Raw genomic sequence first — 20,040 nt, forward strand, 5'->3', positions numbered from 1 at the left:
ATGTTATGTAAGAAAACATACAAGCTAGCGACTATGTTAGCCGTTATGGGCGCATTGACAGGTCATGCTGCAAGCGATATAGATTTTAACTCCATAGGATATTTCTCGTTTACACCGTTACCTGCGCAGCTTGAGGCTCAGAAGGATACGTTACTGTTATCTGATAGTCCTGAGTACGTTGGGCCTGTAGGTGGTGTCCTTAGCGCGGGCAGTATAAATGGTAAAGGACGTATCTATTTCTATCATGTAAATGAAATGGCAGAGCCTCATAAGATTGCTATCGTACTGGAGAATACAGGTGATGCGCCGAATGGTATTGCTATTTTTCGTGAATTGAAATCCATTGCTACACCTGACTATTTTGCGGCCGGGCGTGATTTATCGCGGAAGGAGTTAGAGCAACCTTTATCGGATAGACAACTCTACTCTTTTGTAATGCCTCCAAAGAGTCGTCAATTGGTGTTTACCGATTTGGAGCATACACCAATTCCAAAGGATGCACTATTTACAGGTATTGTAGATTTGCAGACTAGTGCGCCTGTATTTGCACGGGTTATGATGATTCCTATGAGTCTTAACTCTATTGAAGCGTCATACTGGGTAAACAATTTGCCTATTGACCATGTGCGATTGCGTGGTACTTTCACCGGTGCTGAAAGAAAAATGGCTGTTTCTAAAGAATACAACACGACCTTAGGCGGCGCGTATGTGGAATTGGGTAATGATAGAGAAGACCGCTTCGTAGAAGGCGTCGATGAAATGGATAATAAGGCTTATGTAAAGGATTCTGGTAACTACGGCATTTCCTATACTGTAAAAATCCCTACGAGTGGAGAAGATCCATTCCGTCTGTACTTTAACCCTTTAGGTGGCGGCTATTCTGGTTCCTTTACGGTGAAAGCACAACGACGTTGGCAAAAGGTGCCTAGTGAAAGCATGACCTATCACGTTGGTGGTGATGATGGATTGATGGCATTAGGACACAATACGGTAATGGATTCTCGTTACATGGGTAACTATTATGGTGGTGATACATTAACCATTGAATTCATGCCTGCTGGGGCATCGAATTTACCAGTTCGTTTTTTACTCGTGCCTGAAGCGTTAGCCAATCCGCAATATGCACGTGTACTAGCTACTAATGAAGCGGGTCAACGTGCATTAGAGGCGGAAGCTCAAAAAGAAGCAGCGGAAGCAGCTAAAAAAGTGGCTATAGAAGAAAAATATGTAGCTGCAAAAGCTCAAAAAGAAGAACAAGCGCACCAATTGGCAGAACAAGCTAAATTGGCTGCTGAAAAAGCCGCAGCAGCTCATAAGGCCGCACAAGCAAGACAAGCAGAACTGGATAAACGTGAGGCTGAGGAGCAAGCTAAAATTAAAGCTAAGGCTGATGCAGCTGCTGAAAAAGCAAGAGCTAAAGCAGAAGCAGAACGCCAGTTAGCTGAACAAAAAGCGAAGGATGATGCTGATAAAGCCGAAGCTGCACGCATAGCAGCAGAGCAAAAGGCTAAGGATGATGCGGCTAGAGCTGAAGCAGCACGCTTGGCAGCAGAGGCAAAGGCTAAAGAGGATGCTCGTATTGCGGCAGCCAAAGCGGAACAACAACGTATTGCTGCAGAACAAGCAGCTCGAGAAAAGGCTCAGCGAGAACAAGCGGCTCGAGAAGCAGCGGAGAAGAAAGCACAAGAATATGCAGCAAAACTAGAAGCACAACGCTTAGAAGCGCAGCGTAAGGCTGAAGAAGAGCGCATTGCAGCAGAACAACGAGCAGAAGCTGCACGTATTGAAGCAGAACGTAAAGCTGCAGAACAGGCGGCTAAGACTGAAGCAGAGCGACAAGAAGCTGCTCGTAAAGCCGAAGCAGCTCGACAAGAGGCGGCTCGTAAAGCGGAAGAAAAACGGAAAGCAGCAGAAGCAAAAGCAGAAGCAGAGCGTATTGCTGCAGAGGTTAAACGTGCAGAAGAGGCTAGAAAAGCAGAGGAAGCTCGTCAAGAAGCATTGCGTAAAGTTGAAATGGCACGTCAAGAAGCAGCCCGTAAAGCTGAGGAAGAGCGCCTAGCAGCTATTGCCAAAGCGCAAGAAGAGTCGCGTAAGGCTGAAGAACGTCGTATTGCGGCAGAGGCGAAACGTGCAGAAGAAATGCGTAAAGCAGAAGACGCTAGAATTGCAGAAGAAATACGTAAGGCAGAGGCTGCAAGACGTGCTGAAGCAGAACGTATCGCAGAAGCAGCTAGACTTGCTGAGGAAGCGCGTATCCGTGAAGAAAATCGTATCGCAGAAGCGGCACGTAAAGCTGAACGGGAACGCATTGCTAAGGAACAAGCGGAAGCAGCAAGAAAAGCGGAAGAAGCTCGTCAGTTGGCAGAAAAACGATATCGTGAATATGAAATCGCGCAAGCTCAAGCTAAAGAAGCGCGCCGTCGTGCTGAAATTCAACGAGAAGCTCAGAAGAAGGCAGCACAACGAGCTGAAGAAATTCGCTTAGCAGCACAACGACAAATTATCGCTAAGCGCAATGCGGAAATTGCTCGCCAAAAAATTGCAGAAGAGCGAGAAGCAGCACGTATTGCTGCACAAGGTGGTAAACGTCGTAGTTTTTCAGAGCTAGATGATGTAAATACAAATGTTGATCAAGAGCAAGATAATGCACAAGACGCAGTATCTATCGAGCAATTGACAAGAAGACGAAACTAAGAGTGCGCAACTAGTTTTACTATATAAATAGGATGTCCCTCGGCACATCCTATTTGTGTTTCTTCATTGGAATTACATTGACTTTCGTCGGTAATTTCAGTACAATGATAAGAGATAAATGCATTGAGCAGTACGAGATACTGTAGCATTACAAAACACCTTTTAAATTGGTCCAGAGAGGCTAATAAAGGACATATAGTTGAAGCGCCCTCAAGGGCTTCTTTGTGCAAACTATTCGACCTTTTGCCCTGGGCAGAAGGTCTTTTTTGTTAAGTGAGTTAGGAGGCAATCATGGGACAAGTGAGCTTGCATGGCAAACATTTGTTAGGGTTACAACATGCTACACCAGAAGAAATTAAATTGATTCTCGATGTAGCGAAGAAGATGAAAAAGGTTGTTTTGTCTGACGACAAAAAAATCCCTTACTTAAAAGGTAAGGCAATCATCAATCTATTCATGGAACCTAGTACACGTACGCGTAGTTCTTTTGAACTAGCAGGTAAATATTTAGGGGCTGATGTAATCAACATTACTCCAAGTGGATCTTCTATGGGTAAGGGTGAAAGCTTCCGCGATACACTATTAACATTATCCTATATGGGAACTGATGCGATTGTTATGCGTAGTAGTGCAGAAGGTGCGCCACTCTATGCGACAAAAGCCGTTGACCCTATCATTATCAATGCTGGCGATGGTGCCCATGAACATCCAACACAAGCATTGCTCGACATGTTCTCCATTATTGAACGCAAAGGCTCTTTAGAAGGTAAAAAGGTTGTAATCGTTGGCGATATTATGCATAGTCGTGTAGCTCGATCCGATATTTATGGTCTTACTAAAATGGGGGCTGATGTACATTTAGCAGGTCCACGTACCATGCTCTATCCTGAGCTTGAAAAAATGGGTGTTACCATTCATCACGATGTGCGTGAAGCTGTGAAAGATGCAGATGTTGTCAATGTGCTTCGCATTCAATTAGAACGTATTCATTCCGCACTATATCCAACAAATCGTGAATATGCACGCATTTTTGGTATCAATAAAGACGTATTAAGTCTTGCAAAAGACGATGTTATGGTTATGCATCCAGGTCCAATGAACCGCGGTCTTGAAATTTCACCAGATGTAGCCTATTGGGATCAATCTGTAATTCAAGAACAAGTACGCAATGGCGTATCCGTTCGTATGGCTGTATTGTACTTAACAATTCATGGAGGTGACGGTAGTGAGCTTGCTTATTAAAAATGGTACGGTAGTCAATCCGGCAAAACAACAACATGAAGTAGCAGACGTTCTCGTGAAAGATGGTAAAATTGCAGCCATCGGTCAAAATTTAAGTGCAGATGGTGCTGAAGTATATGATGCTACAGGTCTTATCGTAGCGCCTGGTCTTATCGATATTCACACACATTTACGTGAACCCGGTCAAGAGGCTAAAGAAGATTTTCATTCTGGTACACAAGCGGCTGCTGCTGGTGGTTTTACGCGCGTTGTAACAATGGCCAATACAAATCCCGTTGTAGATAATGCAGCTCTTGTAAGAGGTTTGAAAAAACAAGCTGAACTTACTGGCGTAGTTAAGGTTGAATTTATCGGTGCCGTTTCAAAGAACTTGGAAGGTAAAGAATTAGCAGAGCTTGGCGATATGGCGGAAGCAGGTGTTGTGGCTTACTCTGATGATGGGCACTATGTAGAAAGTGCTGCTTTCATGCGCCGTGCCTTGGAATACTCGTCCATGTTCAACAAAATGGTTATCGATCATGCCGAAGATATTAGCTTAACTAAAAATGGTCATATGCATGAAGGCTTTGTATCTTATGAAATGGGTGTTATCGGCCGTCCAGCAGTAGCGGAAGATGTTGCGGTAGCCCGTGATATTATGTTAGCTGAAATGACAGGTGGTCATATCCATATTGCTCACGTAAGCAGTAAAAATACGGTGGATATGGTTCGTCGTGCAAAAGCGAAAGGCCTTAATGTAACTTGTGAGGTAACAAGTCAACATTTATCTTTTACTGATGAATACTTACGCGATTATAATCCAGCTTTTAAAATGGCGCCGCCAATTCGCTCCGAAGATCATCGCCAAGCATTGTTAGAAGGTTTGAAAGATGGCACCATTGATGCGATTATTACAGACCATGCACCTCATGCATTTGAAGAAAAAGACCATGAGTTCTGCTGTGCACCAAATGGTTTTAGTGGCCTTGAAACATCCTTGGCAGCTGTAATCACAAATGCTTATGGTCCAGATAAACTCAGCATCGACCAAGTTGTGTACTATATGAGTACTCGTCCAGCTGAACTAATGCGTCTAGATGCAGGTGTTTTAGAAGTAGGTAAAGCTGCGGATATTACAGTATTCTCTACTACAGAACAATGGACTGTAGACAGAAATAAATTCTATACAAAAGGTAAAGTTAGCCCATTTGATGGTATGACTGTTACTGGTAAAGCAAAACTTACCGTTGTAGATGGTAACATCGTTATGAAGGAGGGCGTAGTCCTATAATGAAAGGCAAATTAGTACTAGAAGACGGTTCCGTATTTGAAGGTTCCTTATTAGGCGGCGCTCCAACGGTGGGTGAGGTCGTGTTTAACACGGGCATGACTGGCTATCAAGAAATCTTGACTGACCCATCCTATGCGGATCAAATTATTACATTAACATATCCACTCGTTGGTAACTATGGTACATTAAATGCTATTACACAAGGTCCTAAACCTTATTGTAAGGGCTTTATCGTAGGCGAACTGTGCGATTTCCCATCGAACTGGCAAAATGAAGGTTTATTTAGCGAATATCTTCGTTTACACGGCATTCCATGTCTCTATGATGTAGATACGCGTGCCATTACGCGTACCCTTCGTAACCATGGTGTTATGAAAGGCGTACTTGTGCGTGCTGATTATCCAATGGAAGATATTCAAAAACTGTTTAAACAAGATTTGCCAACAGACCAAGTTATGCGCGTCACTACAAAATGGCAAGGTATGCGTGGCGATAAAAATGCAGAGTTCCACGTTGCTGTAATGGATTATGGTGTAAAAGAAAATATTCTTCGCTCCTTAGAAGCGGCAGGTTGCCGTTTGACTGTATTTCCAGCAGATTCTAAGGCTGAAGAGGTATTAGCGGTAAATCCTGATGGTATCTTCTTATCTAATGGCCCTGGAGATCCTCAAGATCTTGGCTATGCTGTAGAAGAAGTGAAGAAAATGTTTGGTAAAAAACCAATCTTTGGTATCTGCATGGGTCACCAAGTATTGGCACAAGCGTACGGTGGTTCTACGTTTAAATTGAAGTTTGGTCACCGTGGTTCTAACCATCCTGTACAAGATCTTCGCACAGGCCGCGTATACATTACGTCTCAAAATCATGGCTTTGCAGTAGATGATACTACTTTGCCTGATTATATTGAAATTACACATCGTAGTGTAAATGATGGCACTGTAGAAGGAATGCGCCATAAAGAATTGCCTATCTTCTCCGTACAATATCACCCAGAAGCGTCCCCTGGACCTACTGATAATTTATATTTATTCGACGAATTTGAAGACTTGATGAGAAAGGGAAAATAATATGACCACAGAAGCAAAAAAAGTACTCGTAATTGGTTCTGGTCCAATTATTATCGGCCAAGCAGCAGAGTTCGACTATGCTGGTACACAAGCGTGCCGTTCCCTTCGTGAAGAAGGCTATAAGGTAGTATTGGTTAACTCTAATCCTGCTACTATCATGACTGATACAGATATTGCAGACCGCGTATATGTAGAACCTATTAGCCTTGAATTCGTAACAGAAGTAATCAAAAAAGAACGCCCTTGGGGTTTATTGGCGACATTAGGAGGTCAAGTAGGTCTTAATATGGCTGTTCAATTGTCCGAAGCAGGCGTATTAGAGGAATACGGCGTTCAATTGCTTGGTACAACTCTTGAAGCCATTAAACAAGCAGAAGACCGCGAACTATTCAAGGAAGCGATGAAAGAAATCAATCAACCAGTTCCTGAATCTGACATCTTCAATGACCTTGAAGAAGCCGTAGCCTTTGCAAATCGCATCGGCTATCCTATCATCATCCGTCCTGCTTATACATTGGGCGGTACTGGTGGTGGTATTGCACATAACGAAGATGAAATGTATGAAATCACGCGTCGTGGTTTGAAACTTTCACCAATTCACCAAATCCTAGCGGAACGTTCTGTGGCAGGTTGGAAAGAAATTGAATATGAAGTAATGCGCGATAGTGCAGATAACTGCATCATCGTATGTAACATGGAAAATATCGATCCTGTTGGCGTACATACAGGGGACTCCATCGTAGTGGCACCAAGTCAAACATTGAACGATATTCAATACCAAATGCTGCGTACTGCATCTGTGGACATCATTCGCTATTTGAAAATTGAAGGTGGTTGTAACGTACAATACGCATTGAATCCAGATAGCAATGAATATATCGTTATCGAGGTAAACCCTCGTGTATCTCGTTCTTCTGCATTGGCATCTAAAGCAACTGGTTATCCAATTGCGAAGGTAGCGGCAAAAATCGCAGTAGGCATGACATTGGATCAAATTACTAATGCTGTAACAGGCGAAACTAAAGCATGTTTCGAGCCTACTCTTGATTATGTGGTAACTAAGTTCCCACGCTGGCCATTCGAAAAATTCAATTTGGCGGACCGCACATTGGGCACTCAAATGAAGGCGACTGGTGAAGTTATGGCCATTGACCGTTCTTTGGAAGGTTCTTTGTTAAAAGCCATTCGTTCTTTGGAAATTGGTTTAGATCATATTGAACTTAAGAAAATCGCTCATGAGTCCATGGAGCAGTTGATTGAACGCTTACATCTTGTAGATGATGAACGTATTTATGTTGTAGCCGAAGCACTTCGTAAAGATATCAGTGTAGAGAAGATTCACTACATTACAAAAATTGACAAATTCTTTATTGAAAAAATCAAGAATATTATCAATGTGGAGAAAGCATTGGCAGAAGAAGGTATTACTGAAGAAGTATTACGTAAAGCAAAACGCTACTCTATTACTGATTCTGTTATTGCTCGTTATGCAAACACAACCGTAGAAGAAGTTCGTGCAAAACGCAAGGAATGGAATATTGTTCCTACATATAAATATGTAGATACGTGTGCTGCCGAATTCGAATCTAAAACTCCGTATTACTACAGTGCGTATGCGCAAGAAGATGAAGTTAAACCGCTCGGTGAAAAATCTGTTGTCGTACTCGGTTCTGGCCCTATCCGTATCGGTCAAGGCGTTGAATTCGATTACTGCTCCGTACATTCCTCTTGGGCTCTTCGCAAAGCGGGTTACCAATCCATTATGATCAATAATAACCCAGAAACAGTGTCCACAGACTTCGATATTTCAGATTCCTTGTACTTCGAACCATTAACAGTGGACGATGTAATGGAAATCATTGATAAAGAAAAACCAGCTGGCGTTATTGCTCAATTTGGTGGTCAAACAGCTATCAACTTGGCGGGCCCATTAGCAGAGCGAGGCGTAAAAATCCTCGGTACTTCTGTAGATAGCATCGATATGGCAGAAGACCGTGAACGCTTTGACGAATTATTGGCAAAACTTGGTATCCCTCGTCCAGTAGGTGCGCTTGTAACCTCTGATGAAGAAGCACAAGAAGCCGCTAAAACCTTGAAATATCCATTGATTGTTCGCCCTTCCTACGTATTGGGGGGGCGTGCGATGGAAATCGTATATAATGATAAAGAACTTGATGTATATATGAAGGAAGCCGTAGTTGCATCCAAGGAACATCCTGTTCTTATCGACAGATACATGGTTGGTATGGAGGTAGAGGTTGATGCTATTTCCGATGGTACCGATGTATGTATCCCTGGCATCATGGAGCAAATCGAACGCGCTGGTGTTCACTCTGGTGACTCCATGGCGGTTTATCCAGCACAACATTTAAGCCAAGAAATTATCGATCAAATCGTAGATTATACACGTCGTATTGCAATTGGCCTCAATGTAAAAGGTGTACTTAACATTCAATATATCGTGGCTGATGGTGAACTTAATGTAATCGAAGTTAACCCTCGTTCTAGTCGTACTGTTCCATTCATTTCTAAGGTTACAGGCATTAACATGGTAGAATGTGCCACACGCATTGCTCTTGGTGAAAGCTTAAAAGATTTAGGCTTGCCATTAGGTCTTGTACCTAATAAATCATATGTAGCCGTAAAAGCACCTGTATTCTCATTCTCTAAAATGGGTCTTGTAGAAATCGCTCTTGGACCTGAAATGAAGTCTACTGGTGAAGTTATGGGTATTGGTCGTACATACTCGGAAGCATTGTTCAAAGCTATTAACGGTGCCAACATGCGTATCCCAGAAGATGGCACAATCCTTATGACTGTGGCAGACCGCGATAAAGAGGAAGCTAGCCAATTGGCAAAAGGCTTCATCGAATTGGGGTATCACATCGAAGCGACTGGTGGTACAGGTAAATACTTCAAAGAACATGGCGTTGACTGCAAGGTGGTTAACAAAATTTCTGAAGGTGATGACAACTGTGCTGATCACATTCGTCAAGATAAAGTGGACCTTGTACTCAACACATTGACTGCTGGTAAACGTCCTGAACGTGAAGGTTTCCAATTGCGTCGTCTTGCTGTTGAAATGGGTACACCATGCTTAACAAGCCTTGATACAGCACGTGAAGTATTGCGCGTTGTAGCAAATCGTAAAAATAATGCAAACTACAGTGTAGAAGCATTACAAGATTTTGAATTGGAGTAATACCATGAGTGGCTATGTAGAACAGGGCGAAGTCGTTCGCAATGAGCAAATAGGCTCAGATGTGTGGATCATGGATGTTCACGCACCAAAACAATCAGCAGAAGCAAAGGTAGGGCAGTTTTGTAATGTTCGCGTATCGGACTCTACGTCTCCACTATTGCGTCGCCCTATCAGCTATGCTGGATTTGATGCTCGAAAGGGTATTATTACCCTTTTGTATCGTGTCGTAGGTCAAGGGACTGAGATTATGACTCGTCTCGTACCTGGTGATACATTAGATTGTCTAGGTCCTTTAGGTGAACCATTTGTAACATCTAGGAACATGCTTCTCGTTGGAGGTGGTGTCGGTATTGCACCGATGTTATGTATTGCCTCTCATTTACAAGATGGAGAAGAAGCGCAAGTTATTCTAGGTTTTAGAAATGAAAGTGAAACCTTCTGGGCAGATTTATTCAAAGATACGCCTGTACAGGTTCATATCACTACTGATGATGGTAGTGTTGGTACAAAAGGCTTCCCTACGGCTATTATGCCTAATCTAATTAATGCTAATACGTTTACCTCCGTTATGACTTGTGGTCCAACACCTATGATGAAGGGGGTTGCACAAGTTGCTAAAGAGCTCAATGTACCTTGCCAAGTATCCTTAGAGGAACGCATGGGCTGTGGTACTGGTGGTTGTTTAGGCTGTGCTTGTGATGGTACTGAGGGTAAACGCTATAAAATTTGTAAGGATGGTCCTGTATTCCCTGCTGAGGAGGTGTTCTTTTAATGAGTGAACGCGATTTAAATAACACCGTTACTCCTAATCCAAAGCTTGCCGTTGATTACTGCGGCATTAAGATGAAAAATCCTATTATTGCTGCATCTGGCACCTTTGGTAATGGTCCGGAATATGCGGGGTACTTAGACCTTAGCAATGAAGTAGGTGCTATTTCCGTAAAAGGCTTAACACCAAAGGGCCGCCATGGTAATCCTGGCCCTCGTATTGCAGAAACGCCATCTGGTGTATTGAACTGTATTGGTCTTGAGAATCCAGGGGCAGAGCATTTTGTTACGGATATTTTGCCAGAACTTAAGAAATATGATGTACCGCTACTAGCTAATATGTCTGCTGGTACAGTAGAGGAATTTGCTTGGATGGCAGAAACACTATCTGTGGATGGTATTGCAGGCCTTGAAGTCAATGTATCTTGTCCAAATGTGGAGTGTGAAGGCATGGCGTTTGGCGTAGACCCAAAGGTTGTTGAACAAGTAACTAAAGCGGTTCGTAAAGTAACTGATAAACCTGTTATCGTAAAATTATCACCAAATGTAACAGATATTGTGGAAATCGCAAAGGCTGTAGAAGCAGGTGGTGGTAATGGGGTAAGTCTTATCAACACCTTGTTAGGGATGGCTATCGATATCCATCGTCGTAAACCTCTATTGGGGAACACGTACGGAGGCTTATCTGGTCCAGCTGTAAAACCTGTAGCATTACGAATGGTTCATCAAGTCTATAAAGGGGTTACTATTCCTATTATTGGCCTTGGTGGTATCATGAGTGGCATTGATGCTATCGAATTTATGATGGCTGGTGCACAAGCAGTACAAGTTGGGACTGCTACAATGGTAGATCCAACAGCTATTTCTCGTATTGCTCGTGAAATGGGCGAATATGTAGAAACACACAATCTTAATAGTATTATTGATATTGTTGGTGCAGTGCATCAATAAATATCTAAATAGAAAAAGAAGGAAATTGGCGTGGCCAATTTCCTTCTTTTTCTTGTATATGCTATTGTTAAGTTTTTATTATTGGTAAATGTATTACACATAGGCTTTATAGAAATCTATAAACTGTTGAGCCACAGGGGAGAGTGCATGTCCTTTTAGGGTGATAAATGCTTTTTTAAAGTCTCCAGAGAACTCAGGTAATTTAATACGTGACATTTTTCTGTGGTTTACCATTTCCTTAGCGTCCATTGGAACGAGTGCAACGGTGCGACCAGAAGATGCCCATTCGATAGCTGATGTTTTTGTGGTTGTAATAGCAGTAACATTGAGATACTCCATATTAGTTAAAGAGGATTGCATAATCATCCTTACAGAGCCACCAGATAAAGATAGAGGGCATTGTTTGATATCTTCCCAAGTGATTGTATCATGTTCACGATCAGTCCAGAATACGTCACGTCTAAATAGGGCATATAAATGTTCCTCTTGAGTTAATAGAATATCAAATTTATCTGTATCTACCATTTGAATATTAGCGATACCGATTTCCGCACTACCATTAATGAGTTGATTTACCACATTTGTCATAAGTCCTTCATAAATTTCAAAATGTACAGATGGATACTTCATGGAGAATGCTGGTAAATATTGCTGTACGATTGGTGTAGAACGGGAGGCGGATGTGGCAATACGTAATGTACCTTCAATTCGTGAATTTAATTGCTGTACCGCATTGTAGGTAGATTCTTCAATAGAGCATAATTGCTGTGCTTTCTCGTAGAAAATCTTGCCCGCATCAGTTAATTGTAAATTGGAACCACGTTGTCCCCGCTTAATATTGATTAGCTGAGCACCGAACTCTGCTTCTAAATATTTTAGCTGCTTACTTAAAGCTGGTTGTGTAATGTGGAGAATTTCAGCAGCTTGTGTCATATTACCCGTTTGAACTAGAGTTATAAAATTGTGATAGTACGATGTGTCCATAAAATCTCCCTATTATACACAAATTAAGATAATTAAAATTTATAACTATCAAAAGAATGGTTATTTCACTATTGGTAAAAAGTCATATATACTAAACACATCAAGAGATGTAAAACGATTGAAATTAGTTTTAATAATCTCATCAAATTTTTTGATATAGCATCAGTGACTAAGAAAGTGTAGGTACTACTATGGGCGTAGTAAAAAGAACATTAAGTAAAGCAATTCGTAATTGGGAAGCACGTAGATTAATGACAGCACATAATGCTGGTGTTAGTCGTAAAAAACAATTAGAACGCGTATGGCCACATCCATTGACAACTGAAAAACGTCATGAAATGAACCAAGGCATTACTGGTTTAGTTCATAATGGCAACTAATTAGTTAGTGTACGAAGTGATTGAACACTTAATCTAGTGGTAATACCACTTCGATAGCATCTAATACATTACAAGTAGCAGCTCCATGACTCATGTCTTGGAGCTCTTTTTGTATGCGTTCCACATCGTTTGGTACTACTAATATTGTTAGCGTAATTTGTTCTCCAAATGAAGCCTCATAATGTAGTTGAGCATCTTGTAGATGCCGTTCTACGGCACCATATAATGCATAGTCAATGGTGGTTTGTAATTCTGTCCGGATAGTATGCAATTCCTTGGGTGCAAGACGCAATGTTTCTGCAACGGAGTGAGAATATGCACGGATTAATCCACCAGCCCCTAATTTAATACCGCCAAAATAGCGTGTTACAACAACAGCAATATTGGTAATTCCCGTCTTTTTTAACACTTCAAGCATAGGCTTGCCAGCGGTTCCCGATGGTTCTCCATTATCAGAGGATCGTTGTTGCTCTTGTTTTGGACCCAAAGCAAAAGCCGTACAATTATGGCGTGCATCCCAAAATTCTTTGTTAATGCGGCCAATAAAAGCTTGTGCTTCTTCTTCAGTACTACATGGATATACAGTGGTAATAAATCTAGATTTCTCTACGACGTACTCATGGCGAAATTCATTGGCAATAGATATGAATTCCACAGTAGGGCTAGGTGTTTCAGGCATTTTCTCACCTCCTTTTTCTTTTTACTACTATTTTATTTATTCATCATCATCACTTTATTATAAGCTATTTATAAACGTAATGTATAGATTATGAGCAATAATGTTTAATAATATATGCATAACCAATATAGACTTTATAAAGAAAATGATGAATTTATTAATTCCCTTGTTTTAAAGAAATAACCCTGTATTTTTAGTAGGATATTGACGTATTGAGAATTTATGTTACTATAGAGTGTAGATACATGAATAGGTACTCATGTAAAGGTGTTCATATATTGTTACATATAAGAATACTTTTGATAATGTTTTATCCTATATAAATGTATTGATTGAGATGTCTTTAAAATAATATAGAAAGAAGTATATATATGAGCGCTAAAAAACAAGAATTTGATATTACAGGCATGCATTGCGCGGCCTGTGTAAAACGTGTTGAGAACGTTGTATCTAAAGTTGATGGAGTAGCCTCTGTAAAGGTGAATCTATTAACACGTAAGGGCAGCGTTGAATTTAAAGATGGTTCCACTGTTCAACCACAACAAATTATTGATGCCATTACAAATATTGGCTTTGGTGCTGCGGAAGCAGATGAAACCAAGAAAGAAATAGAAAAGGTTAATTTAAGACCTCATATTACGCGTCTTATCATTGCAGCTTGTATGGCTGTACCGATGATGATTAACATGACATTACATCGCTTTGGTATTCAAGCCTTGCCAGTATGGGTAGAGTTCATTCTTGCTACCATTGCTCAGTTCGGTCCGGGCCTTATGTTCTATAAGAGTGCGTGGAGTGCGGTGAAGAATGGTGCCCTTACCATGGATGTTCTCGTTGTAATGGGCACGACTGTTGCTTATCTATTCAGTATTTATAATTGGCAGTTCCATCCAGAGCTTGGTCCTCATGGTATTTACTTTGAAACCTCTGCATGGCTTATTACATTTATCCTTCTTGGTAAACTCTTAGAAGAAATTGCAAAAGGGCGTACCTCTGAAGCACTTCAAAAGTTGATTGCCTTACAACCTGCAACGGCTCATGTGTTGCGTGACGGTGAGTTTGTAGATATTCCTACTTCTAAAGTAGTAGCCGGCGATATTTTACAAGTTCGAGCAGGCGAAAAAATCCCAGTCGATGGTACAATTACTGACGGCTATTCTACAGTAGATGAGGCTATGCTTACTGGTGAAAGCTTGCCTGTAGAAAAACAAGTGGGATCTGATGTTATCGGTGCGACTATTAACTTGAGCGGTGCTTTCACAATGGAAGCAAAGCGTATTGGGTCCGATACAATGCTGTCCCAAATCATCAAGGTAGTAGAAGAGGCGCAAACTTCTAAAGCAAGTATTCAACGTGTTGCGGATATTGTAGCTCAATACTTTGTACCAACTGTTATTGGCCTTGCAGTACTAACTGGTCTCGTGTGGTACTTTATTGTAGGAGATTCTATTAATGTAGCCCTTATTAATGCGACTGCTGTTCTAGTTATCGCTTGTCCTTGTGCGCTTGGCCTCGCTACACCAACATCTATTATGGTAGGCTCTGGCTTAGGTGCGGAGCATGGTGTTCTTATTAAGAGTGCGGAATATCTTGAAAAAGCCGGTAAACTCGATGCTATCGTTATGGATAAAACTGGCACTCTTACACAAGGTGTTCTCGATGTAACGGCTTTCAAAAACTATAATGGTGATGAAAGTAGAAATATGTCCCTTATGATGGCCCTTGAAAGCGGTACATCGCATCCAATTGCAAAGGCCATGGTTTATTATGGCGAAGATCATGGTTATAAAGGTAAAGCTGTAGAACTTGAAAGCTTTGGTGATGTGCCTGGTAAAGGCTTGCAAGGTGCTTATCAAGGTGTATCTGTACAACTTGGTCATAGCCGTTGGATGAGTGAACTCGGTTATGATTTATCTAAAGTGCAAGATGATATTCAACATTTTGAAGAACAAGGTGCTTCCGTGTCTGTTCTCGCTGTAGATGGCGTCATCAGTGCATTGTGGGCTGTAGAGGATGAATTACGTCCAGAAACTATTGAGGTGGTAAAAGAATTACAGTCTCAAGGTATCGATGTGTGGATGCTTACTGGTGATAATCGCCGTACAGCTCAATATATTGCAAAACAAGCAGGCATTACTCATGTAATTGCTGAAGTGTTACCTCAAGATAAAGCTAGTAAGGTAAAAGAATTGCAAGATAAAGGTCTAGTAGTGGGCATGGTTGGTGATGGTATCAATGATGCACCAGCTCTTGTAACGGCAGATATTGGTTTTGCTATCGGTAGTGGTACAGATATTGCCGTAGAGGCCGCAGATATTGTTCTTGTAAGAAATGATTTACACACACTAGTACAAGCAGTACGCCTCAGTCGTAAGACCATGACCAACATAAAACAAAATCTATTCTGGGCATTGATCTTTAACTGCATTGGTATTCCATTGGCTGCCATTGGTGCATTAAATCCTATGATTGCAGGTACAGCAATGGCATTCAGTTCCGTTACAGTTGTGGGTAACTCCCTTCGCTTGAAACGAGCTAAACTCTAATTATATATGAGATAAAATATAGAACAGCACCTATAGCATGGTATAGGTGCTGTTTTGTATTTCTTCATTTTTATTGCTAATATTTTAATTCCTATAAATTCGGTATTTTTATAGTACTTATCATCTGATATACTGAGTATAGTTCTTAAGAAACGGGAAGGAGTTTATTATGAAATTAAAGACTCGCGATATTGTATATATCGGTTTTATTGCTGCGTTGTGTGCCGTAGCGACAACGATTCGCATTGAAATACCAGGTGGGGCCATGGTTCATTTAGGTTCCGCTGCTCTCTTTACCACATCTATTCTCTTTGGTGGTTTATATGGTGGTTTAGGTGCGGCTATTGGTTCCGCATTATTTGATCTTTTTGGTGGACATACGCAATATATTGTATTTTCTTTCTTTATTAAAGGTATTGCAGGTCTTATTGTAGGTGGTATGACAGCAGGTTACTTGCCTCCATCTATCAATAAACCGATAGCATCTTTTAGTCGTATTTTAGTAGCTCTCATCATCGGTGCTATTTGGACTGCCTTTGGTTACTTCATTGCTTGGTGGTTTGTTCTTAACAGCGCGGCTGTAGCAGCTAGCAAAATCCAATACTCCTTGATTACCAGTGCGGCTGGTATCATTGTAGCTATTGTGTTAACACCAAAACTACAAAAGATAGTACGTAGATTATTTACAAAAAACTAATAGAGAGAATAATTGCAGATGCTATATGGAACTATCTTAATAATAGGTGCTCAAAAGTTTAATATTCATACGAAGCCTGCAGAATTTCTTCCGGCCGCAGAAAAACCTACCTATGGCAGTTTAGATATTTGTCTTGTAGTTAAAGGGCGCTCATTAGCATATATATTAGCTAATGAGCGCCCTTTTATTTTTCAGTATATATCAATTGTTATTGAGTTTGTTTATACCATTAAAAGTTACAAAGGTCGTTTAGGTTTTCTGCCATGGTAGGATGTGTGAAGATTTGATTTTTGAAGTATGTATATGGAATGTTGTTGTCCATAGCCATTTTAATGAGATTAATCAACTCTTCAGCACCTTGAGAATAAAGTGTAGCACCAAGGATTAAATTGTTTTCTTCATTTACTACAATTTTAAAAGCACCTTTTAAATAGTCGTTTACATGAGCTCTTGGCATGGTAGCTACGAGCATTTCTTTAGTTTTAACTGTATAGCCTTTGTTGATAGCATCTTCTTCTGTAAGACCTACACGAGCGAGTGGAGGTGTTAAGAATGTTGTGTAAGGAATATTTTTGCGATCTTTTAATGTGTATTGGCCATTACCTGTAAGTGCACTAAATACAATGCGGAAGTCATCGAGAGAAATGTAGGTAAATTGAGGACCACCGTTTACATCGCCTACTGCATATACGCCAGAAACGGAGCTTTCACACGTATCATTCACTACGATAGCACCATGTTCGTTAGTAGTGATATCTGTATGTTCTAAACCGATGTTAGCTGTATTTGGTTTGCGACCTGTAGCATATAAAACAGCATCAAATGTATAGTTTTGACCATTTGCAGTAATAACAGGTTTATTGCCATCATTAGATACAGAGTTTAATGTTACATCGTTAAGAATAGTAATACCTTGCTCAGTCAAGTACTCGTTAGCTAATTCTTGTACGATTGGTTCCTCCCGTTTTAAGATGCCAGATTCAATATTAAATACTGTTACCTTTGTACCTAGTTTAGCATATAGGCTGGCAAATTCAAGGCCGATAGGACCAGCACCGATAACGCCTAGTGTACTTGGTTGAGGGGATAATTGTTGGATTTCTGTGCTGTTATAGAAGCCTGTTGCTGTGCTGATGCCATCAATGTTAGGCTTAATCGCTACAGCACCAGTGTTAATAATAATTATTTCACCAGATAAGATGATTTTATCTTCTCCAGCTGTGACAGCGATTTCTTTATTACTAATGAATTCACCATGTCCAGTATATACATCGACATGTTCATTGTTATCTAACATACCGAAGTTTTTATTGCGTAAACGAGATGTAACTACCTCGCGTTGGTTTAATACTTGATCGTAAGATAAGCCTTTTGATGCGGCTATAATCATCGTTTTAGTTGGGATACATGCAATATTAATACATGTGCCACCATACATAAGTGGGTTTTCTTCAATCATAGCTACGGCTTTGCCCATGGAGCCAAATTTAGCTGCTAATGTTTTACCGGCTTTGCCGAAACCTAGGACGATAAGATCATATTGTTTGGTATTCATAAAATACCTCCTATCATTTATATTGAAAATATTAGATATTTACATTATAGCACATTATAGCAGATATAAAAGTTAAAATATAAAAACTATTATCATTTTTGTGTATAAAATCTTATATAGCAGTATTTATAACTAACTAATGCCTTTATATAGCAGATGGAGTTATATGTTAGATGGAATATAACAATCAAAAGAAGTGTTAAGTATTTCTGCTTGACACATCTTTTTATATGATGTAGTATATGTAAAGTAATATGACTTGACAGTGATGGAGGTGGCGAAATGGAAGAACGAGTACTTATCAGTTTACTCCTTGATTTCTATGGGCCATTGTTGACGGATAAGCAACGGATGTCATTACAATTTCACCACGAAGATGATATGTCCCTTGGAGAAATTGCTGAGGAGCTTGGCGTATCTAGGCAAGCTGTACATGATAATTTACAGCGTGCACGTCATATTTTGAATGACTATGAATCTAAATTACACTTGGTGGCTCAGTACGAGGCACGTGAACAAGTGATAAGTGAATTAAAAGATACGTTGCCGGCGGATGTGCTTTCACAATCGCGGGTACAACAATTATTGACGCAAATGGAGGGATAATATGGCATTCGATAGTTTGTCAGAAAAACTGCAAGACGCCTTTAAATCCTTGAAAGGGAAAGGCAAAATTACAGAAGAAGATGTCAATCTTGCGTTGCGTCAGGTACGAACTGCTCTCTTAGAAGCGGACGTAAACTTTATGGTGGCGAAGGATTTCGTTAAATCCATTAAAGAAAAGGCCCTTGGTGAAGAGGTGTTCGGATCCTTGAACCCAGCTCAAACGGTTATTAAAATCGTTAATGATGAGTTGACAGCGCTCCTAGGTGGTACGCAAAGCCGTATCATGATTTCCAGTAAGCCTCCAACAATTATTATGCTTGTTGGTTTACAAGGTGCTGGTAAAACGACTACGGCTGGTAAATTGGCTGTATACCTTCGTAAACAAGGTAAACATCCGATGCTCGTAGCCGCCGACGTATATCGTCCAGCAGCGATTAAGCAATTGCAAGTTGTAGGTAAACAAATTGATATCCCTGTATTTGCTGATGAAACACCTGGTGCAAATCCAGTAGATATTGCGCGTCGCGCTGTAGAGCAAAGCACGCATATGTTGAAGGATGTAGTTATCATCGATACAGCAGGTCGTTTGGCTATAGACGAAGTCCTCATGGACGAGTTGTCCAACATTAAAGCTGCTGTTCGACCTCATGAAATTCTACTCGTTGTAGACTCTATGATTGGTCAGGACGCGGTGACGACAGCACAAACGTTTAATGAAAAATTAGGCGTTGACGGTGTTATCCTTACTAAACTCGATGGCGATGCGCGCGGTGGTGCTGCATTATCCATTAAGGCTGTAACCGGTTTGCCAATCAAGTTTACGGGTGTAAGCGAAAAAATGGATGGTTTCGATGTATTCTATCCAGACCGCATGGCTTCTCGTATCCTCGATTTAGGGGATTTCAAAACTCTTATTGAAAGCGTACAAGGCACTATTGATGAAGAAGAAGCTCGTGAAATGGCGCAAAAAATGGCGAAAAACAATTTCACCTTAGATGATTTCTTGAAACAGATGAATCAGGTGAGAAAGTTAGGGCCATTGCAAAATATTATTGGTATGTTGCCAGGTATGGGTCAAATTAAGGATCAATTAAAAGACCTTGATTTGAATAGTAAAGAAGTACGTCGCATCGAGGCTATCATCAAATCTATGACGGCTGCAGAACGACAAGATCCAAATATTTTAAATGGTTCTCGTCGTAAGCGTATTGCGATGGGGTCAGGTACACAAGTACAAGACGTCAATCGCTTATTAAAACAATTCGAAGAAGCGCGGAAGATGATGAAGCGTTTACAAGGATTGCGTGGCGGTAAGGGTGGCTTCCCTGGAATGCCAAAATTACCGTTTATGTAATACATGGGCAGGGGCGCTGAACCTGTCCAGCACATCATTATAAGG

The 20,040-nt window shown here is 40.8% G+C and carries 15 protein-coding genes; 12 read left to right on the forward strand and 3 right to left on the reverse strand.

Features of this window, described 5'->3' with window-relative positions; genetic code table 11:
* The 7 genes from VTHSUH11_RS01650 (at position 1) to VTHSUH11_RS01680 (ending at position 11,194) form a co-directional block, all read left to right on the forward strand.
* Entirely contained in the window at positions 1 to 2,694 is a 2,694-nt protein-coding gene (locus tag VTHSUH11_RS01650; RefSeq protein ID WP_105092406.1) for an ATPase, read from the forward strand.
* Positions 2,695 to 2,985: 291 nt separating this feature from the next.
* Complete coding sequence (locus tag VTHSUH11_RS01655; RefSeq protein WP_059361733.1) at positions 2,986 to 3,936, forward strand: aspartate carbamoyltransferase catalytic subunit; 951 nt, start codon at positions 2,986 to 2,988, stop codon at positions 3,934 to 3,936.
* Complete coding sequence (locus VTHSUH11_RS01660) at positions 3,920 to 5,206, forward strand: dihydroorotase (protein WP_059361734.1); 1,287 nt, start codon at positions 3,920 to 3,922, stop codon at positions 5,204 to 5,206. Before VTHSUH11_RS01655 ends, VTHSUH11_RS01660 begins: the two co-directional genes overlap by 17 nt.
* Positions 5,206 to 6,273: a glutamine-hydrolyzing carbamoyl-phosphate synthase small subunit gene (carA, locus tag VTHSUH11_RS01665; RefSeq protein ID WP_105092407.1), complete on the forward strand. Its 1,068-nt coding sequence runs from the start codon at positions 5,206 to 5,208 to the stop codon at positions 6,271 to 6,273. The genes VTHSUH11_RS01660 and carA overlap by 1 nt, the downstream gene beginning before the upstream one ends.
* Before the next feature lies 1 nt (position 6,274).
* A complete protein-coding gene (gene carB, locus VTHSUH11_RS01670) occupies positions 6,275 to 9,475 on the forward strand; it encodes a carbamoyl-phosphate synthase large subunit (RefSeq protein WP_105092408.1) in 3,201 nt (1,066 codons plus the stop codon).
* Positions 9,476 to 9,479: 4 nt separating this feature from the next.
* Positions 9,480 to 10,247 carry a dihydroorotate dehydrogenase electron transfer subunit gene (locus tag VTHSUH11_RS01675; RefSeq protein ID WP_059361737.1) on the forward strand — a complete coding sequence of 256 codons (768 nt, stop codon included), beginning with the start codon at positions 9,480 to 9,482 and terminating at the stop codon, positions 10,245 to 10,247.
* Positions 10,247 to 11,194 carry a dihydroorotate dehydrogenase gene (locus VTHSUH11_RS01680; protein WP_105092409.1) on the forward strand — a complete coding sequence of 316 codons (948 nt, stop codon included), beginning with the start codon at positions 10,247 to 10,249 and terminating at the stop codon, positions 11,192 to 11,194. The genes VTHSUH11_RS01675 and VTHSUH11_RS01680 overlap by 1 nt, the downstream gene beginning before the upstream one ends.
* A gap of 93 nt (positions 11,195 to 11,287) precedes the next feature.
* Here the strand turns inward: VTHSUH11_RS01680 and VTHSUH11_RS01685 are convergent, their stop codons facing one another.
* Entirely contained in the window at positions 11,288 to 12,178 is an 891-nt protein-coding gene (locus tag VTHSUH11_RS01685) for a LysR family transcriptional regulator (RefSeq protein ID WP_059361741.1), read from the reverse strand.
* Positions 12,179 to 12,369: 191 nt separating this feature from the next.
* On the opposite strand from VTHSUH11_RS01685, the gene VTHSUH11_RS01690 reads away from it, so the two are divergent.
* A complete protein-coding gene (locus tag VTHSUH11_RS01690) occupies positions 12,370 to 12,558 on the forward strand; it encodes a hypothetical protein (protein ID WP_005377902.1) in 189 nt (62 codons plus the stop codon).
* 28 nt (positions 12,559 to 12,586) lie between these two features.
* Here the strand turns inward: VTHSUH11_RS01690 and VTHSUH11_RS01695 are convergent, their stop codons facing one another.
* Positions 12,587 to 13,237 (reverse strand): YigZ family protein, encoded by a 651-nt coding sequence (locus VTHSUH11_RS01695; RefSeq protein WP_105092410.1) that lies wholly within the window; start codon positions 13,235 to 13,237, stop codon positions 12,587 to 12,589.
* 371 nt (positions 13,238 to 13,608) lie between these two features.
* Between VTHSUH11_RS01695 and VTHSUH11_RS01700 the strand changes: the two genes are divergently transcribed.
* Positions 13,609 to 15,783, forward strand: a complete 2,175-nt coding sequence (locus VTHSUH11_RS01700) for a heavy metal translocating P-type ATPase (RefSeq protein ID WP_105092411.1) — start codon at positions 13,609 to 13,611, stop codon at positions 15,781 to 15,783.
* 169 nt (positions 15,784 to 15,952) lie between these two features.
* A complete protein-coding gene (locus VTHSUH11_RS01705; protein ID WP_105092412.1) occupies positions 15,953 to 16,480 on the forward strand; it encodes an ECF transporter S component in 528 nt (175 codons plus the stop codon).
* A 229-nt stretch (positions 16,481 to 16,709) separates the two neighbouring features.
* Here VTHSUH11_RS01705 and VTHSUH11_RS01715 read toward each other — a convergent pair whose 3' ends face one another.
* Positions 16,710 to 18,035, reverse strand: coding sequence for an FAD-containing oxidoreductase (locus VTHSUH11_RS01715; protein WP_105092413.1), 1,326 nt, complete (start codon positions 18,033 to 18,035; stop codon positions 16,710 to 16,712).
* A gap of 282 nt (positions 18,036 to 18,317) precedes the next feature.
* On the opposite strand from VTHSUH11_RS01715, the gene ylxM reads away from it, so the two are divergent.
* The gene (ylxM, locus tag VTHSUH11_RS01720) at positions 18,318 to 18,641 is read left to right on the forward strand and encodes a YlxM family DNA-binding protein (protein ID WP_105092414.1); all 324 of its coding nucleotides are present in this window, start codon (positions 18,318 to 18,320) and stop codon (positions 18,639 to 18,641) included.
* 1 nt (position 18,642) lies between these two features.
* On the forward strand, positions 18,643 to 19,995 hold the full coding sequence (gene ffh / locus VTHSUH11_RS01725; RefSeq protein WP_105092415.1) for a signal recognition particle protein: 1,353 nt from the start codon (positions 18,643 to 18,645) through the stop codon (positions 19,993 to 19,995).
* Positions 19,996 to 20,040: the final 45 nt, after the last annotated feature.

It is taken from the genome of Veillonella tobetsuensis (assembly GCF_002959935.1).
Lineage (GTDB): Bacteria > Bacillota > Negativicutes > Veillonellales > Veillonellaceae > Veillonella > Veillonella tobetsuensis.

What these genes read in the sequence shown, in the direction of transcription:
- VTHSUH11_RS01650 (WP_105092406.1), top strand. Translation starts at nt 1, where the DNA reads ATGTTATGTAAGAAAACATACAAGCTAGCGACTATGTTAGCCGTTATG.
- VTHSUH11_RS01655 (WP_059361733.1), top strand. Translation starts at nt 2,986, where the DNA reads ATGGGACAAGTGAGCTTGCATGGCAAACATTTGTTAGGGTTACAACAT.
- carA (WP_105092407.1), top strand. Translation starts at nt 5,206, where the DNA reads ATGAAAGGCAAATTAGTACTAGAAGACGGTTCCGTATTTGAAGGTTCC.
- carB (WP_105092408.1), top strand. Translation starts at nt 6,275, where the DNA reads ATGACCACAGAAGCAAAAAAAGTACTCGTAATTGGTTCTGGTCCAATT.
- VTHSUH11_RS01675 (WP_059361737.1), top strand. Translation starts at nt 9,480, where the DNA reads ATGAGTGGCTATGTAGAACAGGGCGAAGTCGTTCGCAATGAGCAAATA.
- VTHSUH11_RS01680 (WP_105092409.1), top strand. Translation starts at nt 10,247, where the DNA reads ATGAGTGAACGCGATTTAAATAACACCGTTACTCCTAATCCAAAGCTT.
- VTHSUH11_RS01685 (WP_059361741.1), bottom strand. Translation starts at nt 12,178, where the DNA reads ATGGACACATCGTACTATCACAATTTTATAACTCTAGTTCAAACGGGT.
- VTHSUH11_RS01690 (WP_005377902.1), top strand. Translation starts at nt 12,370, where the DNA reads ATGGGCGTAGTAAAAAGAACATTAAGTAAAGCAATTCGTAATTGGGAA.
- VTHSUH11_RS01695 (WP_105092410.1), bottom strand. Translation starts at nt 13,237, where the DNA reads ATGCCTGAAACACCTAGCCCTACTGTGGAATTCATATCTATTGCCAAT.
- VTHSUH11_RS01700 (WP_105092411.1), top strand. Translation starts at nt 13,609, where the DNA reads ATGAGCGCTAAAAAACAAGAATTTGATATTACAGGCATGCATTGCGCG.
- VTHSUH11_RS01705 (WP_105092412.1), top strand. Translation starts at nt 15,953, where the DNA reads ATGAAATTAAAGACTCGCGATATTGTATATATCGGTTTTATTGCTGCG.
- VTHSUH11_RS01715 (WP_105092413.1), bottom strand. Translation starts at nt 18,035, where the DNA reads ATGAATACCAAACAATATGATCTTATCGTCCTAGGTTTCGGCAAAGCC.
- ylxM (WP_105092414.1), top strand. Translation starts at nt 18,318, where the DNA reads ATGGAAGAACGAGTACTTATCAGTTTACTCCTTGATTTCTATGGGCCA.
- ffh (WP_105092415.1), top strand. Translation starts at nt 18,643, where the DNA reads ATGGCATTCGATAGTTTGTCAGAAAAACTGCAAGACGCCTTTAAATCC.